This is a genomic window from Blautia hominis (genome assembly GCA_002270465.1).
In the GTDB taxonomy this organism is placed as follows: Bacteria; Bacillota; Clostridia; order Lachnospirales; family Lachnospiraceae; genus Blautia; species Blautia hominis.
The window spans coordinates 342,620-358,790 of the sequence record NQOF01000001.1 but is presented as its reverse complement, the minus strand read 5'-3'; the positions used below and the strand labels follow the sequence as shown (position 1 = coordinate 358,790).

The window sequence follows — 16,171 nt, the reverse complement described above, 5'->3', positions numbered from 1 at the left end:
ATATGGATAATTACGAACGATTTACGGACGAAGAATTGATTGAACGGCTGAGAAGCGGTGAGCAGGAGCTGGAAGACTATCTCATGGAAAAATACAAGGGGATGGTCCTGAAAAAAGCCCATGCCATGTTCATTGTGGGCGGTGAGAGGGAGGATCTGATCCAGGAGGGAATGATCGGCCTGTTTCGGGCGCTGAGAGATTATCAGCCGGGGAAAAGCGCCACATTCGCAACCTTTGCCAACCTGTGTGTGGAACGGCAGCTCTATAAGGCCATTGAAATGTCGGGAAGGCTTAAAAATAAGCCCCTGAACTCTTACATTTCCCTCAGCGAGGAGGAAAGCCCTATCTTGGACAGCCTGGTCTTTGAGCAGCAGGATCCGGAGGCCATTGTCATTGACAGGGAGAATGTGAATGTCATACAGGAGAAGATCAGACAGCATTTAAGCCCCTTTGAGACCCAGGTGCTGGATTCTTATCTGGAGGGTATGACGTATACTCAGATTGCAGAAGATATGGGAAAAAGCCCAAAGTCCATAGACAACGCCCTGCAGAGAATACGAGGGAAGATCAGAGAATTTTTAGAGTAAAAAACAGCATTGACATATGGACATTTTGGTGGTATCTTAGTACACAATAAGACGAAGGGATGTGATTGCGCACATGGAGGATAGCGACGATAGTGATAGTGCATATAGCAGATTAGCTGCCCCATGTCGTATTATGGATAAGTAAGGCGTGGTCTGTATACGGAGAGATCCGGATACAGGCTGTGCCTTTTTGTGTTTTTTTAAAACCCCGCTGTCATGAGGGGAAATTCCATAGTACGATTTTAGGAGGTATATGAGTTATGATAGGAGCAATACTTTTACAGGTTATTTTGATTTTTTTGAATGCTACATTTGCCAGCGCGGAGATTGCAGTGATCTCCATGAATGAGACACGGCTGCGGAAGCTGACGGCAGATGGTGATAAAAGGGCTGTGAAGCTGTCTGCCCTGACAGAACAGCCGGCCAGATTTTTGGCGACGATCCAGGTTGCCATTACCCTGGCGGGACTGCTGGGAAGTGCGTTTGCTGCGGAAAATTTTGCCGGGCCATTGGTAGGAAAGCTTATAGCCGCAGGGGTGTCCATACCGGAATCAGTGCTGAAATCCATAGCTGTATTTCTGATCACGCTGATACTGGCTTATTTTAATCTGGTATTTGGTGAGCTGGTGCCCAAAAGGATTGCCATGAAAAAGGCCGATTCCATGGCGCTGTCCATGTCGGGCATGCTCTATACAGTGTCCAGAGCATTTGCGCCCCTGGTGTTTCTGCTGACGGTCTCCACAAACTTGATCTTGAAACTTATGGGTATCAATCCGGAAGAAGAGGAGGAGAAGGTTTCCGAGGAGGAAATCCGTATGCTTCTCATGGAAGGAAATGCCCAGGGAACCATTGATACCCAGGAAAATGAGATGATCCAGAATATTTTTGATTTTGACGATATGGATGCGGAGCAGATCTGTACCCACCGTATTGATGTGGATGCCCTGTATCTGGAGGATGATATGCAGGAATGGGAGGATACCATATGCCGCAGCCGTCATTCTTTTTATCCCGTGTGCGGTGAGAGCTGTGACGATGTTGTGGGAATTCTGGATACCAGGGACTATTTCCGCATGAAGGACAGGTCACGTGAGGCTGTCATGGAGCAGGCTGTGGATAAGGCGTGGTTTGTGCCGGATGGAATGAAAGCAGATGTGCTCTTTTCCAATATGAAAAAGAACAGGACATATTTTGCTGTACTGGTCGATGAGTACGGCGGTGTATCAGGTATCATCACTCTCCATGACCTGATGGAGGCCCTTGTTGGGGAGCTTTACGAGGAGGAGGAACCTCTGCGGCCGAAAGAGATTGAGAAAATCGGAGAAAAAGAGTGGAAGATACAGGGCTGTGCACCGTTGGATGACGTGGCGGAAGCTCTGGGCGTCCGCCTTCCAACCGATACTTATGACACATTCAACGGATTTATCTGCAGTATTATCGGAAGGGTGCCAAAGAACGGCGAGCGGTTTGAGTGCGAATTCTCAGGTGTGCGGGTAAAAGTGCACTCTGTGGAAAATCACAGAATCGGCAATACCACGCTCCATCTGATTGACGAAAATCCTTTACCCTGTTAAAATAGTAAGAAGTAAAGTAACGGTTCAGCATGCCTGCGCATTTACTGTGAGGCCGTAAGAAAACGTTCAGCAGCCGGGCAGAATTCCTATTGTCAAAGGCAGTTTTTAATGGCTTTTTGGCTGGTAACTGTGAGGATACTGAACAGTTACGAAGTAGAGCTGTAAAGTGTTTCAGCGAATAGGACGGGAGGCAGTAACATGAAAGAAAAAACAATTCTGGTAGTAATACCTGTGAGAGAAGAACATAGAGAGCTTCTGGAGGAGGCAGCGCCGGGGAACCATTTTGTATACTCTTCGATCAAAGAGGTGAGCAGGGAGCAGGTGCAGGAGGCGGATGTGATACTTGGAAATGTGCCTGCAGATAAAATCGGAGCCTCAAAAAAACTGCAGTGGCTGCAATTGAACTCCGCAGGTGCTGACGCATATGCCGGGGAGGGTATCCTGGATGAAAACACCATTGTCACAACATCCAACGGGGCTTATGGCAAAACCGTATCTGAGCATATGTTCGCCATGCTGATGGCCATGCAGAAGAAACTGCATCTCTACCGTGACAGCCAGAATAAGCACATCTGGGATGAACATGGGACGGTGACATCTATTGCCGATTCCACCGTGCTTATCTTTGGAATGGGGGATATTGGCCGCCATTTCGCCAAGATGGCCCATGCTCTGGGTGCTTATGTGATCGGCGTTAAGAAAAGTCCGGGGAACTGTCCGGAGTATATCGACGAACCGCATTTGATGAAGGACTGCAGAGAACTGCTCCCCCATGCGGATGTGGTGGTTTCCTTCCTGCCCAGTACATCGGAGACCAGAGGATTATTCAACAAAGAGCTGTTTCATCTTATGAAACCGGGCGCATTCTTCTTAAACGGAGGCCGCGGTGATGCGGTCTGTACCGAAGATCTCTGTGAGGTGCTGGATGAGGGACGTCTGGCGGGCGTGGCCCTGGATGTGGTAAAACCCGAACCTCTTCCGGCAGAACACAGACTGTGGGGTTATCCCAATGTATTCATTACGCCCCATGTGTCAGGCTTTTATCACCTTCCGGAAACACTGGATAAGGTGGTGAATATCTGCACGGAGAATCTGAAGCGGTATATGCAGGGGCAGAAGCTTAGAAATCTAATGGATTTCCAGGCAGGATACTGCAGCGGAAACAAAAAATAAGACAGCGGACCTCCGTGCGGCGCTGAAGTTTAGACGCCGCACAGAGACTGCCCTACACCGTTCTGGCTGCTGCGACAAAAAAATTAAAAAGTTTTCAAAAATATCTTGACATTTGACACAACTTTTGATAGAATTCTTAATTGTGATGACGAGTTATACAGCGCATCACAAGGAATGCTGCCTTGGCTCAGTTGGTAGAGCGTCGCCTTGGTAAGGCGGAGGTCGGCGGTTCAAATCCGCTAGGCAGCTTGATGGGAACCCTTGAAAATTCAAGGGTTTTTTGTTGTTTTAAGGGAGAGAAAAACCGTCCGGGGAGGGCGGTTTTGGTGGCTTGACTAACATATGACTAACGCGGATTATTTTGCGTTTAAAAGGGAGCTTTTCATGATATCTGCTGCCTCCTGATTCTTTGTTTTGAAGAAATAGGAGTAGATGTTTAGAGTGGTTGATGGGTTAGAATGCCCCAGGACACCAGCCACGGAGCGAGGATCCATGTTATTTGAGATAAGGATGGATGCAGCGGTGTGCCGGAGATCGTGCTGAGTGGCATCCGGAGGTATCATGTGTTCCTCATCTGTGGCAATATTCTCATTGTATATCCGGATAATTTTCTTAAACATGTGGTAAGGGCTTGATGGATGCATTTGCTTTCCATTCTCCTGGATAAAGACATAGTTCTTGTCAAAATCTTTTCCACGGTATCCCTGCCAGTAAGATCCCTGTTCCAAACACATGCGTTGTTGTTCGGATTTCCATTGCTTCAAGATATTTACCACTATATCCGGTATTACAGGTACTCTTGATTGATATGTCTTTGTACTTTTATGGTGTATCTGCCGTTCGGCATATGCAGTTGATTTATTGATCATGACCTCACCGGTTTCAAAATCAATATCTTCCCAGGTAAATGATATGTTTTCACCCCGCCGGTCCCCTATAAAGAGTGCCATGTAAAAGTAAGCACGCCACTGGAGTGAAAGTTGCCATTCCTGCAGGTATTCAGGCACATGATAAGTTTTACCGTTCTTGTGTACCCGGTCATGAGCTTTGTGTTTTATGCCGATGGGGTTGTCCAGTGCCCACAGGAAGGCTTTTGTCTGGTCAATGGTAAAATAGTCCACCTTATACTCTCTACGGGGCTTCCTGGAGTGTTTCTGCTTGCCAGCGTAGAGGATAGGGTTTATCTCCAGCAGGCCTTCTCCTACGGCGTAGGACAGCATAGAACTGACCAGGCAACAGTCTTTATGTATGGTGTTTTCAGAGAGGCCACCTGGTTTGCCGTCTTTCCTAACCCCATCCTTGCGGAGCTCCTTCGCATAGTCATTCAATGTTTTCTGTATGATATTGCCTATCTTCAGATGCCCTAGCCTGGGAACGACACGGAGCCGGAGAGTGGTCTTGTAGTTGGCCCAGGTGGTGATAGACATGAAATCTTTATCTTCATCACCAGTGGGCTTCATATCTTCCATATATAGTTCTGACAGTTCTTTCAGTGTCATGCGTTTACCTTTGACGTTCTGGCCGGAGCGTACTTCTCTTTCAAAATCCACTTTTACTTCTTCCAGCTTTTTCTCAATCTGCCGTTTTGTCATACCTGGATCTGGAGTATAGGTCATCATTTCTAATATTTGGCTGCCGTCAGCACGTCGGCCGTTGCTTACCGTTATCTGGTATCCATTTCCTCTTTTTCTTACACTTGCCATAATATTATCCTCCTTAAAAATGGGTATAAAAATAACAGCCAGCGAACTTTTGTTCCGCTTGCGTGGCTGTTCCGGAGATGATACAATATTAATTGCGAAGTTAATGAAGTATCTCTCAGGAGATATGGCCGTCCTGGTGTTGGCGCACCGGGGCGGTTTTTTATAAGTTATTGGTTAAGCTCCATAAAAGTAACAGATATTTCGGGCACCGTTTTTTGGTCAATTAAAGTGTCGTAAGTTTTTAGCGTACTAAATTTTCCGTATATAGATACACTATCATTCTCTAAAAATCTACTTCCCCTAGCAGTTGAATTGTCGTACCATGTAACATATATGTAGCCTGAATCAGTTGATATCAGATATTCTGCACTCAATGACGATTCATCTACAATTTGAAAAACAGTTCCAGAAACTTTAAAATTGGTTCCGCTGTAATCGCTTTGATTTCGCTGCAGATCTTCATAATTTATATCTATGCAATTTTCTTTATATGCAGCATACACATCGTCGAGATTTTGCTGTCCAATAACCTCAGCATCAATTATTCCAGTAATACCAAAGGATCCGTCTTTATGTATTTGAGTTGCGTATTTTATTATATCACCATTATTTGCATTATCAAAAACTGATTTGATGGTCTCTTCTACCTTATAGGGCAACCGACATGAGCCATCATAAATGTATGTTTCCCCAGAAGGCAGCCATAGGGCGAAATCTAAAATACTTTTGCTGGGCTTGCTTATTCTGTCAATGATAGCGTCTATACATACAGTCTGACCGTTATATTTCCCTGTCAATATCTCATCATATGTTGCAGTTGGGTAGTCATCTAAATTGATTTCAGACCCTAATTCTTCTATCAATAACTCACCGTCTATTATATTAACGAATTGTTCGAGCTGTTCTTCAGTATAATCCCCACTAAGTCGTATCAATATTTTACCGGATAAAATTCTATTAGGAAAATTATCAATAGTTTCACCATTTTCTAAATCTTTTAGACGTTCAGCGCGTTGCTTGGCCTTTTCGTTATCATTGAATACTTCTATGGTGCCACTTAACGGTTCTTGTTTATCAAAATTACTTTCTATCCTAGAATCAGAAAAATTACCTTTTTCGAGATAATCATGGCTACCTGATCCATTGGGATCTGTTTCATTGGTATATATAATACTGTATTGGATAGGTATCTTACCTTTTTTAAATTTATTTATAATACCTTCGACACTTTCGGAAGATAAATTTTCAGAAGTATCCTTGTCAGTCGATATTTCATCCTTTTTTGAATGGTCAATGGTTTTCTCTTTTTTATCGGCACTTGCGCAACCGGTTATCAATAGGCAAAAGAGTAATAATAAAAGTTTCTTTTTCATATAATTCCCCCAGTTTATGAATTTGATTAAAACGCCAAAGCGAATTAATTGTTATAAAATATATAATATAAATAGATTTATAGTTCTTCAGTAGAGATACTTTTGACAAAAGCAACAATTTCTTTTAATTCTTCTTCAGAAAAACTGTTTATTAGAGAAGTGTAATCCTCCCGTTTATTAGTTGAAATTGAATCTATATGTCCTGATTTAAGTTGAAGGATTTTAAGTAAAAACTTCAGTGTTTCACTATATAGTCGTGTTGTTTTGTCGTCATTACCCCCTGAAACGGTTAGACGGTCTACGTCCAATATTTCAATTGGTCCTTTTCTTTGGTGTAGATTTTCCTTATCTGGTTCTGTAACAAGATAGTTGTAGGGAATATTTAGTGCATCTGCTATTTTTCTCAATTGATCTACTTTGGGATTCCGTTTTCCTCTTTCATACTGACTGATTAGTGTCTCAGATATTCCCATAATCTTTCCCAATTGTTTTTGAGTCATTTTTTTTTCTAAGCGACATTGCTTAATCCTATTTCCTATATAATTTTCGTCCATTTCATACCTCCGTCTATATCAAGAGCATTTGCTTTATATTAATTATATATCTTCTCAAACACTAAGGCAAGAAGAATAGTTTCATTAATAATGGTAAATAATGGAAACCAGCAATATAGCTTGACAAGAGCAATTGCTCTTGATATATTATTAATAACAAGAGCAATTGCTTTACATATTATGATAACCAATTTATTAATTCTAAAGGAGGAGCTATATGAATACGGACGATGCTAATGAATATCAAGAAACTATATCAATTTTGGTGCGTAAAGTGAAGAGTGTGTCATTTTTGAGGATACTCATTAATCTTATTAAAAGAGAAATTGAATTACATGGCTAAACGGGAGGAGAGATTATTTCTCCTCCTTTTCTTCTTCTAAAAGAAAATCAGCATATCTTGATAAACGCTTAAAAGTATTTTTATTCATTTTTTTTGTCTTTTCTAATAATATTTGCATGTCCTCATTAATCATTACGTCATACATTATATTAGCGATGACTTCTTCAGAGGAAGACCTATCACTCCATCCCATTAAATAGGCAGGTGTAGTTTCAAGCGCTTTTGCCATTAATTCAATTTTATCAGAAGGTATGTTGCTGATTGTGCCGCTTTCATATCTCTGGATAGTTTGCCGACTTACGCCTACTTTACATGCTAATTCTTCCAATGTCATTTGTTTTTCTATTCGCTTCGCTTTAATATTTTCTTTTAATCCCATAATTTTGCCTCCCGAGTATAGATACATTATAACATAAATTACTTAATATGCAACAAAAAAATAAAAAAATGCACTTGACACGTTACAAGTGGAGTGATATTATGGTGTCACGCAATGAGTGACAAAAAGTAGCGTGGAGAAAGGAGGGTTAATAATTATGGTTGATACAAACAGCCTAAGAGGGATAATTGCAAAAAATGGGCTATCGCAATCTGGTGTGGCCAGACTACTTGGAGTAACCCCTAAAACATTTTACGGTAAAATGAAAAAAGGTATTTTTGATAGTGATGAGATTGAAATTATGATTAGAGAGCTATCTATCGAAAATCCAATCGAAATTTTTTTTGCTCAAGATGTCACTCGTTAAGTGACATTGATTTAATGAAAGGAGAAAATTATGAACGAATTAAGAGTATCAGGAAGTCAGAAATTTATGGGAAAAGAGATCCCAGTGGTAGCTGGAGGTTTCGGGGAGAATGCGAAATGCATCTCAGATAAGACGGTGGCAGAGATACATGGGATTGAAATTAAACATGTCAGGGAACTGATTAACCGGAATATCAAAAGATTCAAATTGGCAGTGGATATTATTGATTTAAAAGCTATCGTTCTGAACGATAACAATTTAGAAAGTAGTCGTTCGGAACGACCACATTTTTATAGCTGTGCACAAGACGCACAACAATTATTGGAACAGTTGGGGTACACCCAAATGCAGATTTCCAAATCAGAACACATTTACATACTATCAGAACGCGGCTATGCAAAGCTCATTAAGATTATGGACACAGACCTTGCCTGGGAAATCCACGATAAGTTAATGGATGAGTATTTCCGGATGAAAGAAGAGAAGAAACTTAGCAATACAGCAAGGAAATCAACGAATACCATCCAGATTCCTTCCCCGGTAAATACCGCAGCCAAGATCCTGAAGGATACATATACAGATGCTGGGGTTGACCCCTTATTCATAGCAGTAGCGGTTAACAATCTGTACAAAGAAAGCACCGGATATGATTCAGGGATTCCATTGCTGACGGAAGATGAGCACCTGTACGACAAGACAGCCATTGCTGAGAAATTCGGGATATGCTCAAAATCAGGCAAACCACATCCTCAGGCTGTAGGGGCAATCATCAGTAAACTAGAGATCTCCGCGGAAGAGTGCGTGAATACCCCATATAACCGGAATGGTCACAGTGGAGTGGACGTGCAGTATAAGGAAAGTGTATGCGGTAAGGTAGAAGATTGGCTTAACTGTCATGGCTATCCGACCGAAATTACATCTGAAAGCGGTAAGAAGCTGAATGTTACTTACAAATAGCATGAGAGGTGCCCTAAAATTTTCGGGGTCCTTGTTGGGTATTGAGGCCGGAAATGGAGGATGAAGTTGTTTTGTGTAATACAGGAAATAGAGACAAAAAAGCCGAATAAAAACGGATATCCCAAAGAACTGATATCGGAATTTATGCAATGTACCATTATGGGAAAAGACTGCAGTCACTACTATCATCACTATGGCTATGAACGGTTTGAACGGCCTATAAGGAAAGCATACCGAATCAGCATACACGAAAGTTACCGGGAGAACGGTAAGGTCCGCAAAAAGCAGTTCGCAATATGTACTGTCAATTATTATGACCTGGCAACAGATATGTTCTCCCTGTATGACTGGGGCGGGGGCAAGATAGAAGCCACGGCGGATACTCTGCAGGTAGATGAGAAGGCAATGTATGAACTGATAGAAAGGAAGCTGCAGCCTATCCAGGACAGTGTAGTCGCTGAATTTCAGCAGACAGAGGAATACAGTGTACATCAGGAGCATGAGCGGATCACTACCATATATGCTGCAAAGAAGGTCAAATTTAATGAAATGTATGGAACCTCCAGCAATGAATATGACCAGTGCTATGATGTGTTTGGTAATCTACATTATCCGGATAAGCTGCGGGAAATAGAGATGGAGTATAAAAAACGTAGGCAATATGAGCGGCAGAGTAAGGAGAACAGCCGTAGTTACTACGATAAATTCTTTAACAACTACAGTGGAGGCACAAACAGTAGTTACACGGATGGCATTCCTAGTAACTGCAGCGAAGATGAAAAGATTACACTCAAAAAGTTTTACCGTACACTATCTAAAGCCTATCATCCGGATAGTAACCCAGGAATTGATACATCGGCGGAAATGAAGCTACTGAACCAATTAAAAAGAGAATGGGGCGTGTAGTTACAACGTTAATACTTACAATACCTACATTAATAAAGGAGAAAAATCATGAAGAAAAAATTTAGAGAATTCATTGAGGATTTTGCGGAGGGTTATACCGAGGAAGAATTGAGAAATAAGAAATACATGGCTATCCAGATCCGAGAGACTGCGGATGAAAGCGAAACTTTTGAAAATGCTGTATTTGAAATTGGAGTACGCGCAATAGTCAAGCATATTGCTAAGAAAATTGGAAATAATGGTGTTCCTGTACACGAAGTTAGTGAAAAGGAGGCAATAAACCTTCTTCTGGGAATGAAATTGCATACCATTTATACGCTGTCAGATAAAGACGGTGTTCCAGAAGGAAAAGTATGTGTTTTTGCTACTACTTATGACGAGGAAAATAAAAGAAGGTTTAAGAATCTTATCATTTTTGATTATGGTGAGCTGCGCATTACGGATTTTTATTAAAGGGAGGTGTGAGGCATGGGAACTGTACCACGGATGCTGACGATACAGCAGGCAGCCGATGAGACTGGTCTGTCTTATGGCTGTATCAGGAAATGGTGCCTGGAGAACAGGATCGTCTATCGGAAATCGGGAAGTAAATATCTTATAAATATGGGTAAGCTTAAAGATTACCTAAATGGAGAATCAGAGGAAGGAGGAACGCAGGATGCAGAAGGGAATTGTGATATCAGAAGAGATCTATTATAAGATGCTTGAAAATTATGACAAGGCAATGAAGGAGCTGGAGGAGCTGCGGCAACAGTTGGATGAGATGAAACAGAAAAATGCCCCTGCATAAGCTGGCCGGCTGAGAGCAAGGGGCAAGGAACTGTGATATATAAGTCTATCCACAAGGCAAATATACCACAGTTTCCGCAAAAAGGAAAGAGAGGAACTGTAATTATGAGTGAAATTATTGTGAAACGCATAGCACCCTGGAAATTGACAAGTGTACAGATTATGCAGCTACACGGGGCATACAAAGCCCGGTATGGAGATTTTGCTATATTGTTCTCCGCAAAGAATAAGACACTGTATGTAAATCAGTGTATGCCCGATGAAGATATAGAGAGGGTCCTGAAGGTCTTAAATTACGAAGGAGAAGCAATCAACGACGAAGGCAGCGAAATGGAACCGGATATAGACTACATGTATGATAGGTATGGAGAATCAGTATACTTTATCCTGATGGATGCGGTCCGTAGGCTGAATGAGGAGCGCTTGCATAAAAAGGCTCAGGAGTTAGTACCGGTAGTAACAGAGACGATTGAAGAGTATCGTATGGGAGATGAGTGCCCGGCGTTTCCGGAGCATTTGATTTATTTGGTGGAAGATAGTGGACGGAAGCTAGGCCACAGGACGGTACATAACAAAGTAGGCATGGGGACGGAGTATGTTTTTTACCTGGGATACTTGATGGGCCGGGGGATTATTACTGTTAATGATTGAGCGGGGGCGCGATATGAATAAAATTGAAGATTTGGTAAAGGAACTGATATATGAATTACTGCAGTTGAATCTGGAGGAGTTGAGAGAACTTAAAGAGATTTGGAACATTGAAATGGACAAGCTGAATATGTCAGATAAAGTAATTGCGTTTTGTAACAAGTTAATCGACCTTGTGATTGAAAATAAACAGGAAAAGGCGGGTGCAGTTGTATGAAAAGAGAAATATATGAAATATCAGCGGAGATCAACGGGATATCAAACGTAATTGTCGGGTTATCAAATCAATTAGATAATAGCAAAACAGATACTTTGAGCACAGAATCAATGCAGCAAGCTATGGTTTGTATCTCGACCTATCTGGATCGTATCGTGGAAGATTTAGACGATATTGATATGCTGATAGAAGAAAACAAAGAAAAAGAGGCAAATAGGATGGGAAAGGTTAAGGAGCTACTGATTACAATATTGTCAACCAGTACAGACCAGGAGCTGCGGAAAATGTTAGAGGACAATAGCACCAGTGAAGTCGTGAGGGTGTGCATAAATGAGGAATTGGATTTCAGGAAGGAGAAAACTGAATAATGAATAGAGAAGAAGTGAAAGAAATGATAAAAGAATACATCCGGATAAATGATGCAGTGAGCTGTGTTGAGTTGGAACGGTTCCTAGATGGGATAGGGTTTGATTACCGCGGGGATTTCTGTATTGCTTCCACCAAAAGCCGGAATGTGGTTTTTTGGTCGGGATGGAACCAAGATATCATTAGCCTCGTTGGAGAATTGCAGGAAGAGAATGCCATACATAAGGAACCGGCTGAGTTCTTCATATATTTGCTTGATGGCGGCGGCCTGGACCTCCCTAAGGTAAACCCTGAGATTAAATATTATAAAAGCCCGCATTGGCTGCCTGTAGTGTACTGCAAAGGTGCGGAAGAGGACTGTAAGAGGTAATGATTGCAAAGGGGGACACACAGATTGTCTAAAAATTATAATATGGATAAATATGCACTGGCCTACGCCAAAATGGGACTTGCGGTGTTCCCCGTGTGTGCCTGGGGTAATAATCCAAGTGACTTTAAAAAACCGCTCACCGGAAAGGGATTAATCGAAGCAACAACGGATCCCGAGACAATAAAAAAATGGTGGAAAAAGTGGCCGAGGGCTAATATCGCTATCGCAACGGGCAGCAGATCAGGTGGGATCATTGCCATTGACCTGGATGTGAAAGAAGAAAAAGGGATAGATGGCCGGGAAACATTGAGGTCGTGGGAGAGAGAACATGGAAGTCTTCAAGACAGTACCTGGATGGCTATTACCGGTGGCGGTGGTTATCATATATTTTACCATTCATCCAAGGAAGTTTCCTGTGACAGGGATATCTTTAGGGATGGATCCGGTGTTGATCTCAGGGGAGAGGGCGGATATGTTGTAGCCCCTCCCAGCTTGCATTTTAATGGACAACGCTACCAATGGGAATATTCCCCTGATGAATTTGTCTTGGCTGAAGCAGATGAAAGAGTGTTTGAGTTCATATCTGCAGGTAAAAAAGATGAGGTTGATAAGGGAAAATTCTCTTCACCTGCAGTCATCCAGGAGGGGACGCGGGACGATACTATTTTTAAACTGGCTTGCAGCTTACAGGCAAAAGGATTATCAGACGAAGCGATCCTGGCGGCGGCCCTGACTGAAAATGCTGAAAAGTGTCAGCCTCCGCTCACAGAAAAAGAAGTGGAGACGAAAGTCAAGAGTGCTTTGAAATATAATAAGGGTACTACACCTTATGCAAATGCTGCTGTTCCAGAAGAGAGTCATGTCACGCATTTCAAAAATGCACCTATGCAGCTCAAATGTGGGCAGTGGGATTGTGACAACAGCGGCGTTCACAAATGGATCCCAGGGAAAAGGGACACGGACCCACCTGTGCTGATCACCGCATCTTATCAGCAAATTATGCCAATAGGCCTAATGGAAAACATCGAAACTGGTGAGCAAAAATATGATATTGCCTTCAGCGTAAGGAGAAATGGCGCATTTGTCTGGAAAGATATAAGGATAGAACCAGCTATATGCTGCACGAAGACAAAAATTATCACACTGTCTAATCTGGGGGTATCTGTGACTGACAGGACAGCGAAAGAATTGGTTAATTATATAGCTGATATGTACCGTCTTAATGAAGAACAGATTCCGGTTACAAAAGCAGTTTCTCACTTTGGATGGATTGGGAAGGAATTTTTCCCTTATATGAAAGGCCTCGCTTTTGATGGGGATAACAGCCAGGAGAAAATAATGCGGGCACTGACGCCTCATGGCGACTTTGAGACATGGCGGAAAGAATGCCTGGAATACAGGAAGAATCGACACATAAGGCTTTTAATGGATGCAAGCTTCGCGTCCGTACTCCTGAAAATTTTAGGCTGTCTGTGCTTTGTGGTTCACCTCTGGGGGCCGTCAGGTCTTGGCAAAACAGTTGCTTTTATCCTGGCCGCCTCAATATGGGGAGTACCGGATGATTTGATCTTGTCAGTGGATTCAACACTTAATTACTGTACAAACCGTGCTGCACTGATGAAGGACATTCCGGTCTTTGTTGATGAGACGCAGTTATCACGGGGGGATCTAAGCAAGCTGATCTACGCAATGACAGAGGGAAAAGGCCGGGGCAGGCTTGACCGGAACAGTAAGGAACGTGACAGTAAGACATGGGAAAATGTATCATTTTTTAATGGTGAGCAGCCGATCACAGGGAATAATTCGGGTGCAGGAGCGATTAACAGGGTTATCGAATTGGAAGTGGAAGGTGCCCTCTTTCATGATTACGGGAAAGCGCTTGAAATTGCCCGTGGTAATAATGGCTATGCTGGCGAACGGTTTATCAGGTACATACAAGGCATGGATACAGGAGAATTAATCAAGGAACATAAGGAACTCTGCAGGGGGCTGGCGGAAGTGTCGCAGAGCACTGGGAAGCAGGCACAGAGCCTGGCGGCTATTATCCTTGCAGACCGATTAGCGGGAAAATGTCTCTTCCCGGAAGAGGAGCCTATGGATATAAATGAGAGTGCTGCCATTCTTAAAAATGCGCAGGAAGTATCCCAGTCGGAGCGGGCATACAAGTTCATTGTTGACTGGATCGCGGTTAATGAGAATTATTTTGACATTTCATGTACGCCAAGGATTCTGGGCAAAATAACGAAAGAACATTGTTTATTTAACCAAACGGAGCTTTGCAAGGTGATGGAAGACAATGGTTTCAACTTTGAAGCGATAAAAAAGGAATGGGCACAGTCTGGTTATTTGGAAAAGACATCAGATAACAGGTATTCTTTTCGGACAACTGTTTTTGGAAAGGATACGAAAGCGAGGTATGTAAAGATTTTATTTATGGATCCATCGTCCTTTGAAGAACTGGAAGATGAAACAGATAGGGATCCTGATGGGGTATTTGACGAAAAGTCCCACAAAAAATCCCACATGGAATGAAAATGTGGGAACTATGTGGGACTCCGGAACCCTTGATTTTAAAGGGAAAGTAGTAGGTGTTCCCACATTCCCACATAATATTTTACTATAGAACTATACATTATATTTATTATATATACAAAGGTTCTAAAAATAATGGTAAGGATAAGAGTGTTACATATATAGCTCTATAAACGGAAAACATGTGGGAATGTGGGAACTTTGCCTGGAACCCGCATAAACACTGGATTTTTCAGTCCCACATCACCTAAAAATGAGTGGGAACTGATGTGGGAATGTGGGAACTTTGGATTAGACAGAGAGGTGATTGTAATTAACGATGAGGGAGTAAAAAGGCTCATGTGTGCAGTTGTGCTGCAGACGGTCAGGGACTACCAGGCGGCCTTGCGGCATTATAATATATCGAAACATAAGGATAGAGAAATAGAGTATATGAAGGTCATAAGAGAATGTGAACTGTTTTTTCAAGAAAACATAGGCGCATACTGCAGTATAGATGGAGAAAAAATAATCACAAAGTTAAGGGCGGATGTAGCAAAGACCCTGAATAAAAGAGGGATTATAATGGAGGTGCCAGAGAATGACGATTAGAGAATTATATAGCCTGCAGGAAGATGACAATAAACTGAAATCTCTTTATATGGAACTTGCCAGGCATGAAGATTTTAACCCGTATAAAAACAATATCATATCTGATATGCCAAAAGGCGGTGGCAAAAAGGATTTTATGGAATGGTATGTGGAAGAAGGTGAGCGGATCCGGAATGAGATTCAGTATTACAAGAGAAAACTCCATGAGGATAGACAAAAAGTTGAAGTGTATATCAATAATGCTCCATGCCCCGAGCGGGATATTATCAGGTACAGAATCATTAATAATTTAAGTTGGGAAGAGATTGGAGAGTTGATAGGTTACAGTGGACGTCAGGCATCCAATAGGTTTTGGAGATACATAAAAAGATTTCCGTAATTTCCAAGATTTCCGTCGCGGTCTATGATATTATTAAGATAGGCAAGTGTGGATAATGAGAAGTCATTCATAAAGCCCTCCTTTTGTTACGGCTGCCGGGTGTCATGGCCTGGTGGCTGATTAAATTTTATATTGTTTGCATTTTATTTTTGTATGGAGTATAATTATATAAAATGCAGAGCGGAGGTAGTATTATGAAGTACAAATGTGTTGTATGTGGAAATGTTGATGAGAGTATGTATGATGTCTGCCCTAAATGCAAGGCAAAAAATGCCTACCTTCCCACCAGTCAGGAAACGTCATCCCAAGAAGGAATTATGACAAAAGAAGAGTGGGAAAAGAAAAAATAATTAATAAAGAGGG

Annotated in this window: 21 protein-coding genes and 1 tRNA gene; 18 read left to right on the top strand and 4 right to left on the bottom strand. The window is 42.1% G+C overall.

Annotated elements, in window-relative coordinates; genetic code table 11:
* Positions 1 to 2: 2 nt before the first annotated feature.
* From CI595_RS01670 to CI595_RS01655, 4 genes are all read left to right on the top strand, one after another.
* Complete coding sequence (locus tag CI595_RS01670) at positions 3 to 587, top strand: sigma-70 family RNA polymerase sigma factor (protein ID WP_095171065.1); 585 nt, start codon at positions 3 to 5, stop codon at positions 585 to 587.
* A 260-nt stretch (positions 588 to 847) separates the two neighbouring features.
* Entirely contained in the window at positions 848 to 2,161 is a 1,314-nt protein-coding gene (locus tag CI595_RS01665) for a hemolysin family protein (protein ID WP_095171063.1), read from the top strand.
* Between the two features lie 198 nt (positions 2,162 to 2,359).
* A complete protein-coding gene (locus CI595_RS01660) occupies positions 2,360 to 3,334 on the top strand; it encodes a D-2-hydroxyacid dehydrogenase (RefSeq protein ID WP_095171061.1) in 975 nt (324 codons plus the stop codon).
* A gap of 176 nt (positions 3,335 to 3,510) precedes the next feature.
* Positions 3,511 to 3,583, top strand: a tRNA-Thr gene (locus CI595_RS01655).
* Between the two features lie 107 nt (positions 3,584 to 3,690).
* On the opposite strand, the gene CI595_RS01650 is transcribed toward CI595_RS01655, so the two are convergent.
* From CI595_RS01650 to CI595_RS01635, 4 genes are all read right to left on the bottom strand, one after another.
* Positions 3,691 to 5,037, bottom strand: coding sequence for a tyrosine-type recombinase/integrase (locus tag CI595_RS01650; protein WP_095171059.1), 1,347 nt, complete (start codon positions 5,035 to 5,037; stop codon positions 3,691 to 3,693).
* A gap of 167 nt (positions 5,038 to 5,204) precedes the next feature.
* Positions 5,205 to 6,410, bottom strand: coding sequence for a hypothetical protein (locus CI595_RS01645; protein ID WP_095171057.1), 1,206 nt, complete (start codon positions 6,408 to 6,410; stop codon positions 5,205 to 5,207).
* A gap of 77 nt (positions 6,411 to 6,487) precedes the next feature.
* The gene (locus CI595_RS01640) at positions 6,488 to 6,964 is read right to left on the bottom strand and encodes a helix-turn-helix domain-containing protein (RefSeq protein WP_095171055.1); all 477 of its coding nucleotides are present in this window, start codon (positions 6,962 to 6,964) and stop codon (positions 6,488 to 6,490) included.
* A gap of 356 nt (positions 6,965 to 7,320) precedes the next feature.
* Positions 7,321 to 7,686, bottom strand: a complete 366-nt coding sequence (locus CI595_RS01635; RefSeq protein ID WP_095171053.1) for a helix-turn-helix domain-containing protein — start codon at positions 7,684 to 7,686, stop codon at positions 7,321 to 7,323.
* Between the two features lie 157 nt (positions 7,687 to 7,843).
* Here CI595_RS01635 and CI595_RS01630 point away from each other — a divergent pair, with 157 nt between their 5' ends.
* From CI595_RS01630 to CI595_RS25960, 14 genes are all read left to right on the top strand, one after another.
* On the top strand, positions 7,844 to 8,053 hold the full coding sequence (locus tag CI595_RS01630; protein ID WP_095171051.1) for a helix-turn-helix domain-containing protein: 210 nt from the start codon (positions 7,844 to 7,846) through the stop codon (positions 8,051 to 8,053).
* Between the two features lie 30 nt (positions 8,054 to 8,083).
* Positions 8,084 to 9,010 (top strand): ORF6N domain-containing protein, encoded by a 927-nt coding sequence (locus CI595_RS01625; RefSeq protein WP_095171049.1) that lies wholly within the window; start codon positions 8,084 to 8,086, stop codon positions 9,008 to 9,010.
* A 66-nt stretch (positions 9,011 to 9,076) separates the two neighbouring features.
* Positions 9,077 to 9,916 (top strand): hypothetical protein, encoded by an 840-nt coding sequence (locus CI595_RS01620; protein WP_095171047.1) that lies wholly within the window; start codon positions 9,077 to 9,079, stop codon positions 9,914 to 9,916.
* Positions 9,917 to 9,964: 48 nt separating this feature from the next.
* Positions 9,965 to 10,369, top strand: coding sequence for a hypothetical protein (locus CI595_RS01615; RefSeq protein WP_095171045.1), 405 nt, complete (start codon positions 9,965 to 9,967; stop codon positions 10,367 to 10,369).
* A gap of 15 nt (positions 10,370 to 10,384) precedes the next feature.
* A complete protein-coding gene (locus CI595_RS01610; RefSeq protein WP_243135077.1) occupies positions 10,385 to 10,615 on the top strand; it encodes a helix-turn-helix domain-containing protein in 231 nt (76 codons plus the stop codon).
* Positions 10,575 to 10,706 carry a hypothetical protein gene (locus CI595_RS26530; RefSeq protein WP_279233382.1) on the top strand — a complete coding sequence of 44 codons (132 nt, stop codon included), beginning with the start codon at positions 10,575 to 10,577 and terminating at the stop codon, positions 10,704 to 10,706. The genes CI595_RS01610 and CI595_RS26530 overlap by 41 nt, the downstream gene beginning before the upstream one ends.
* A gap of 104 nt (positions 10,707 to 10,810) precedes the next feature.
* Complete coding sequence (locus CI595_RS01605) at positions 10,811 to 11,356, top strand: hypothetical protein (RefSeq protein ID WP_095171043.1); 546 nt, start codon at positions 10,811 to 10,813, stop codon at positions 11,354 to 11,356.
* A 13-nt stretch (positions 11,357 to 11,369) separates the two neighbouring features.
* Positions 11,370 to 11,570: a hypothetical protein gene (locus CI595_RS01600; protein WP_147737685.1), complete on the top strand. Its 201-nt coding sequence runs from the start codon at positions 11,370 to 11,372 to the stop codon at positions 11,568 to 11,570.
* Complete coding sequence (locus CI595_RS01595) at positions 11,567 to 11,938, top strand: hypothetical protein (protein ID WP_095171039.1); 372 nt, start codon at positions 11,567 to 11,569, stop codon at positions 11,936 to 11,938. Before CI595_RS01600 ends, CI595_RS01595 begins: the two co-directional genes overlap by 4 nt.
* Entirely contained in the window at positions 11,938 to 12,306 is a 369-nt protein-coding gene (locus tag CI595_RS01590; protein ID WP_095171037.1) for a hypothetical protein, read from the top strand. The genes CI595_RS01595 and CI595_RS01590 overlap by 1 nt, the downstream gene beginning before the upstream one ends.
* A gap of 24 nt (positions 12,307 to 12,330) precedes the next feature.
* Positions 12,331 to 14,838 (top strand): bifunctional DNA primase/polymerase, encoded by a 2,508-nt coding sequence (locus tag CI595_RS01585; protein WP_095171036.1) that lies wholly within the window; start codon positions 12,331 to 12,333, stop codon positions 14,836 to 14,838.
* 267 nt (positions 14,839 to 15,105) lie between these two features.
* Positions 15,106 to 15,429, top strand: coding sequence for a hypothetical protein (locus tag CI595_RS01580; protein ID WP_095171034.1), 324 nt, complete (start codon positions 15,106 to 15,108; stop codon positions 15,427 to 15,429).
* Complete coding sequence (locus CI595_RS01575; protein WP_095171032.1) at positions 15,419 to 15,808, top strand: hypothetical protein; 390 nt, start codon at positions 15,419 to 15,421, stop codon at positions 15,806 to 15,808. Before CI595_RS01580 ends, CI595_RS01575 begins: the two co-directional genes overlap by 11 nt.
* Positions 15,809 to 16,002: 194 nt before the next feature.
* Positions 16,003 to 16,158, top strand: a complete 156-nt coding sequence (locus CI595_RS25960; protein ID WP_156087452.1) for a hypothetical protein — start codon at positions 16,003 to 16,005, stop codon at positions 16,156 to 16,158.
* Positions 16,159 to 16,171 lie beyond the last annotated feature (13 nt).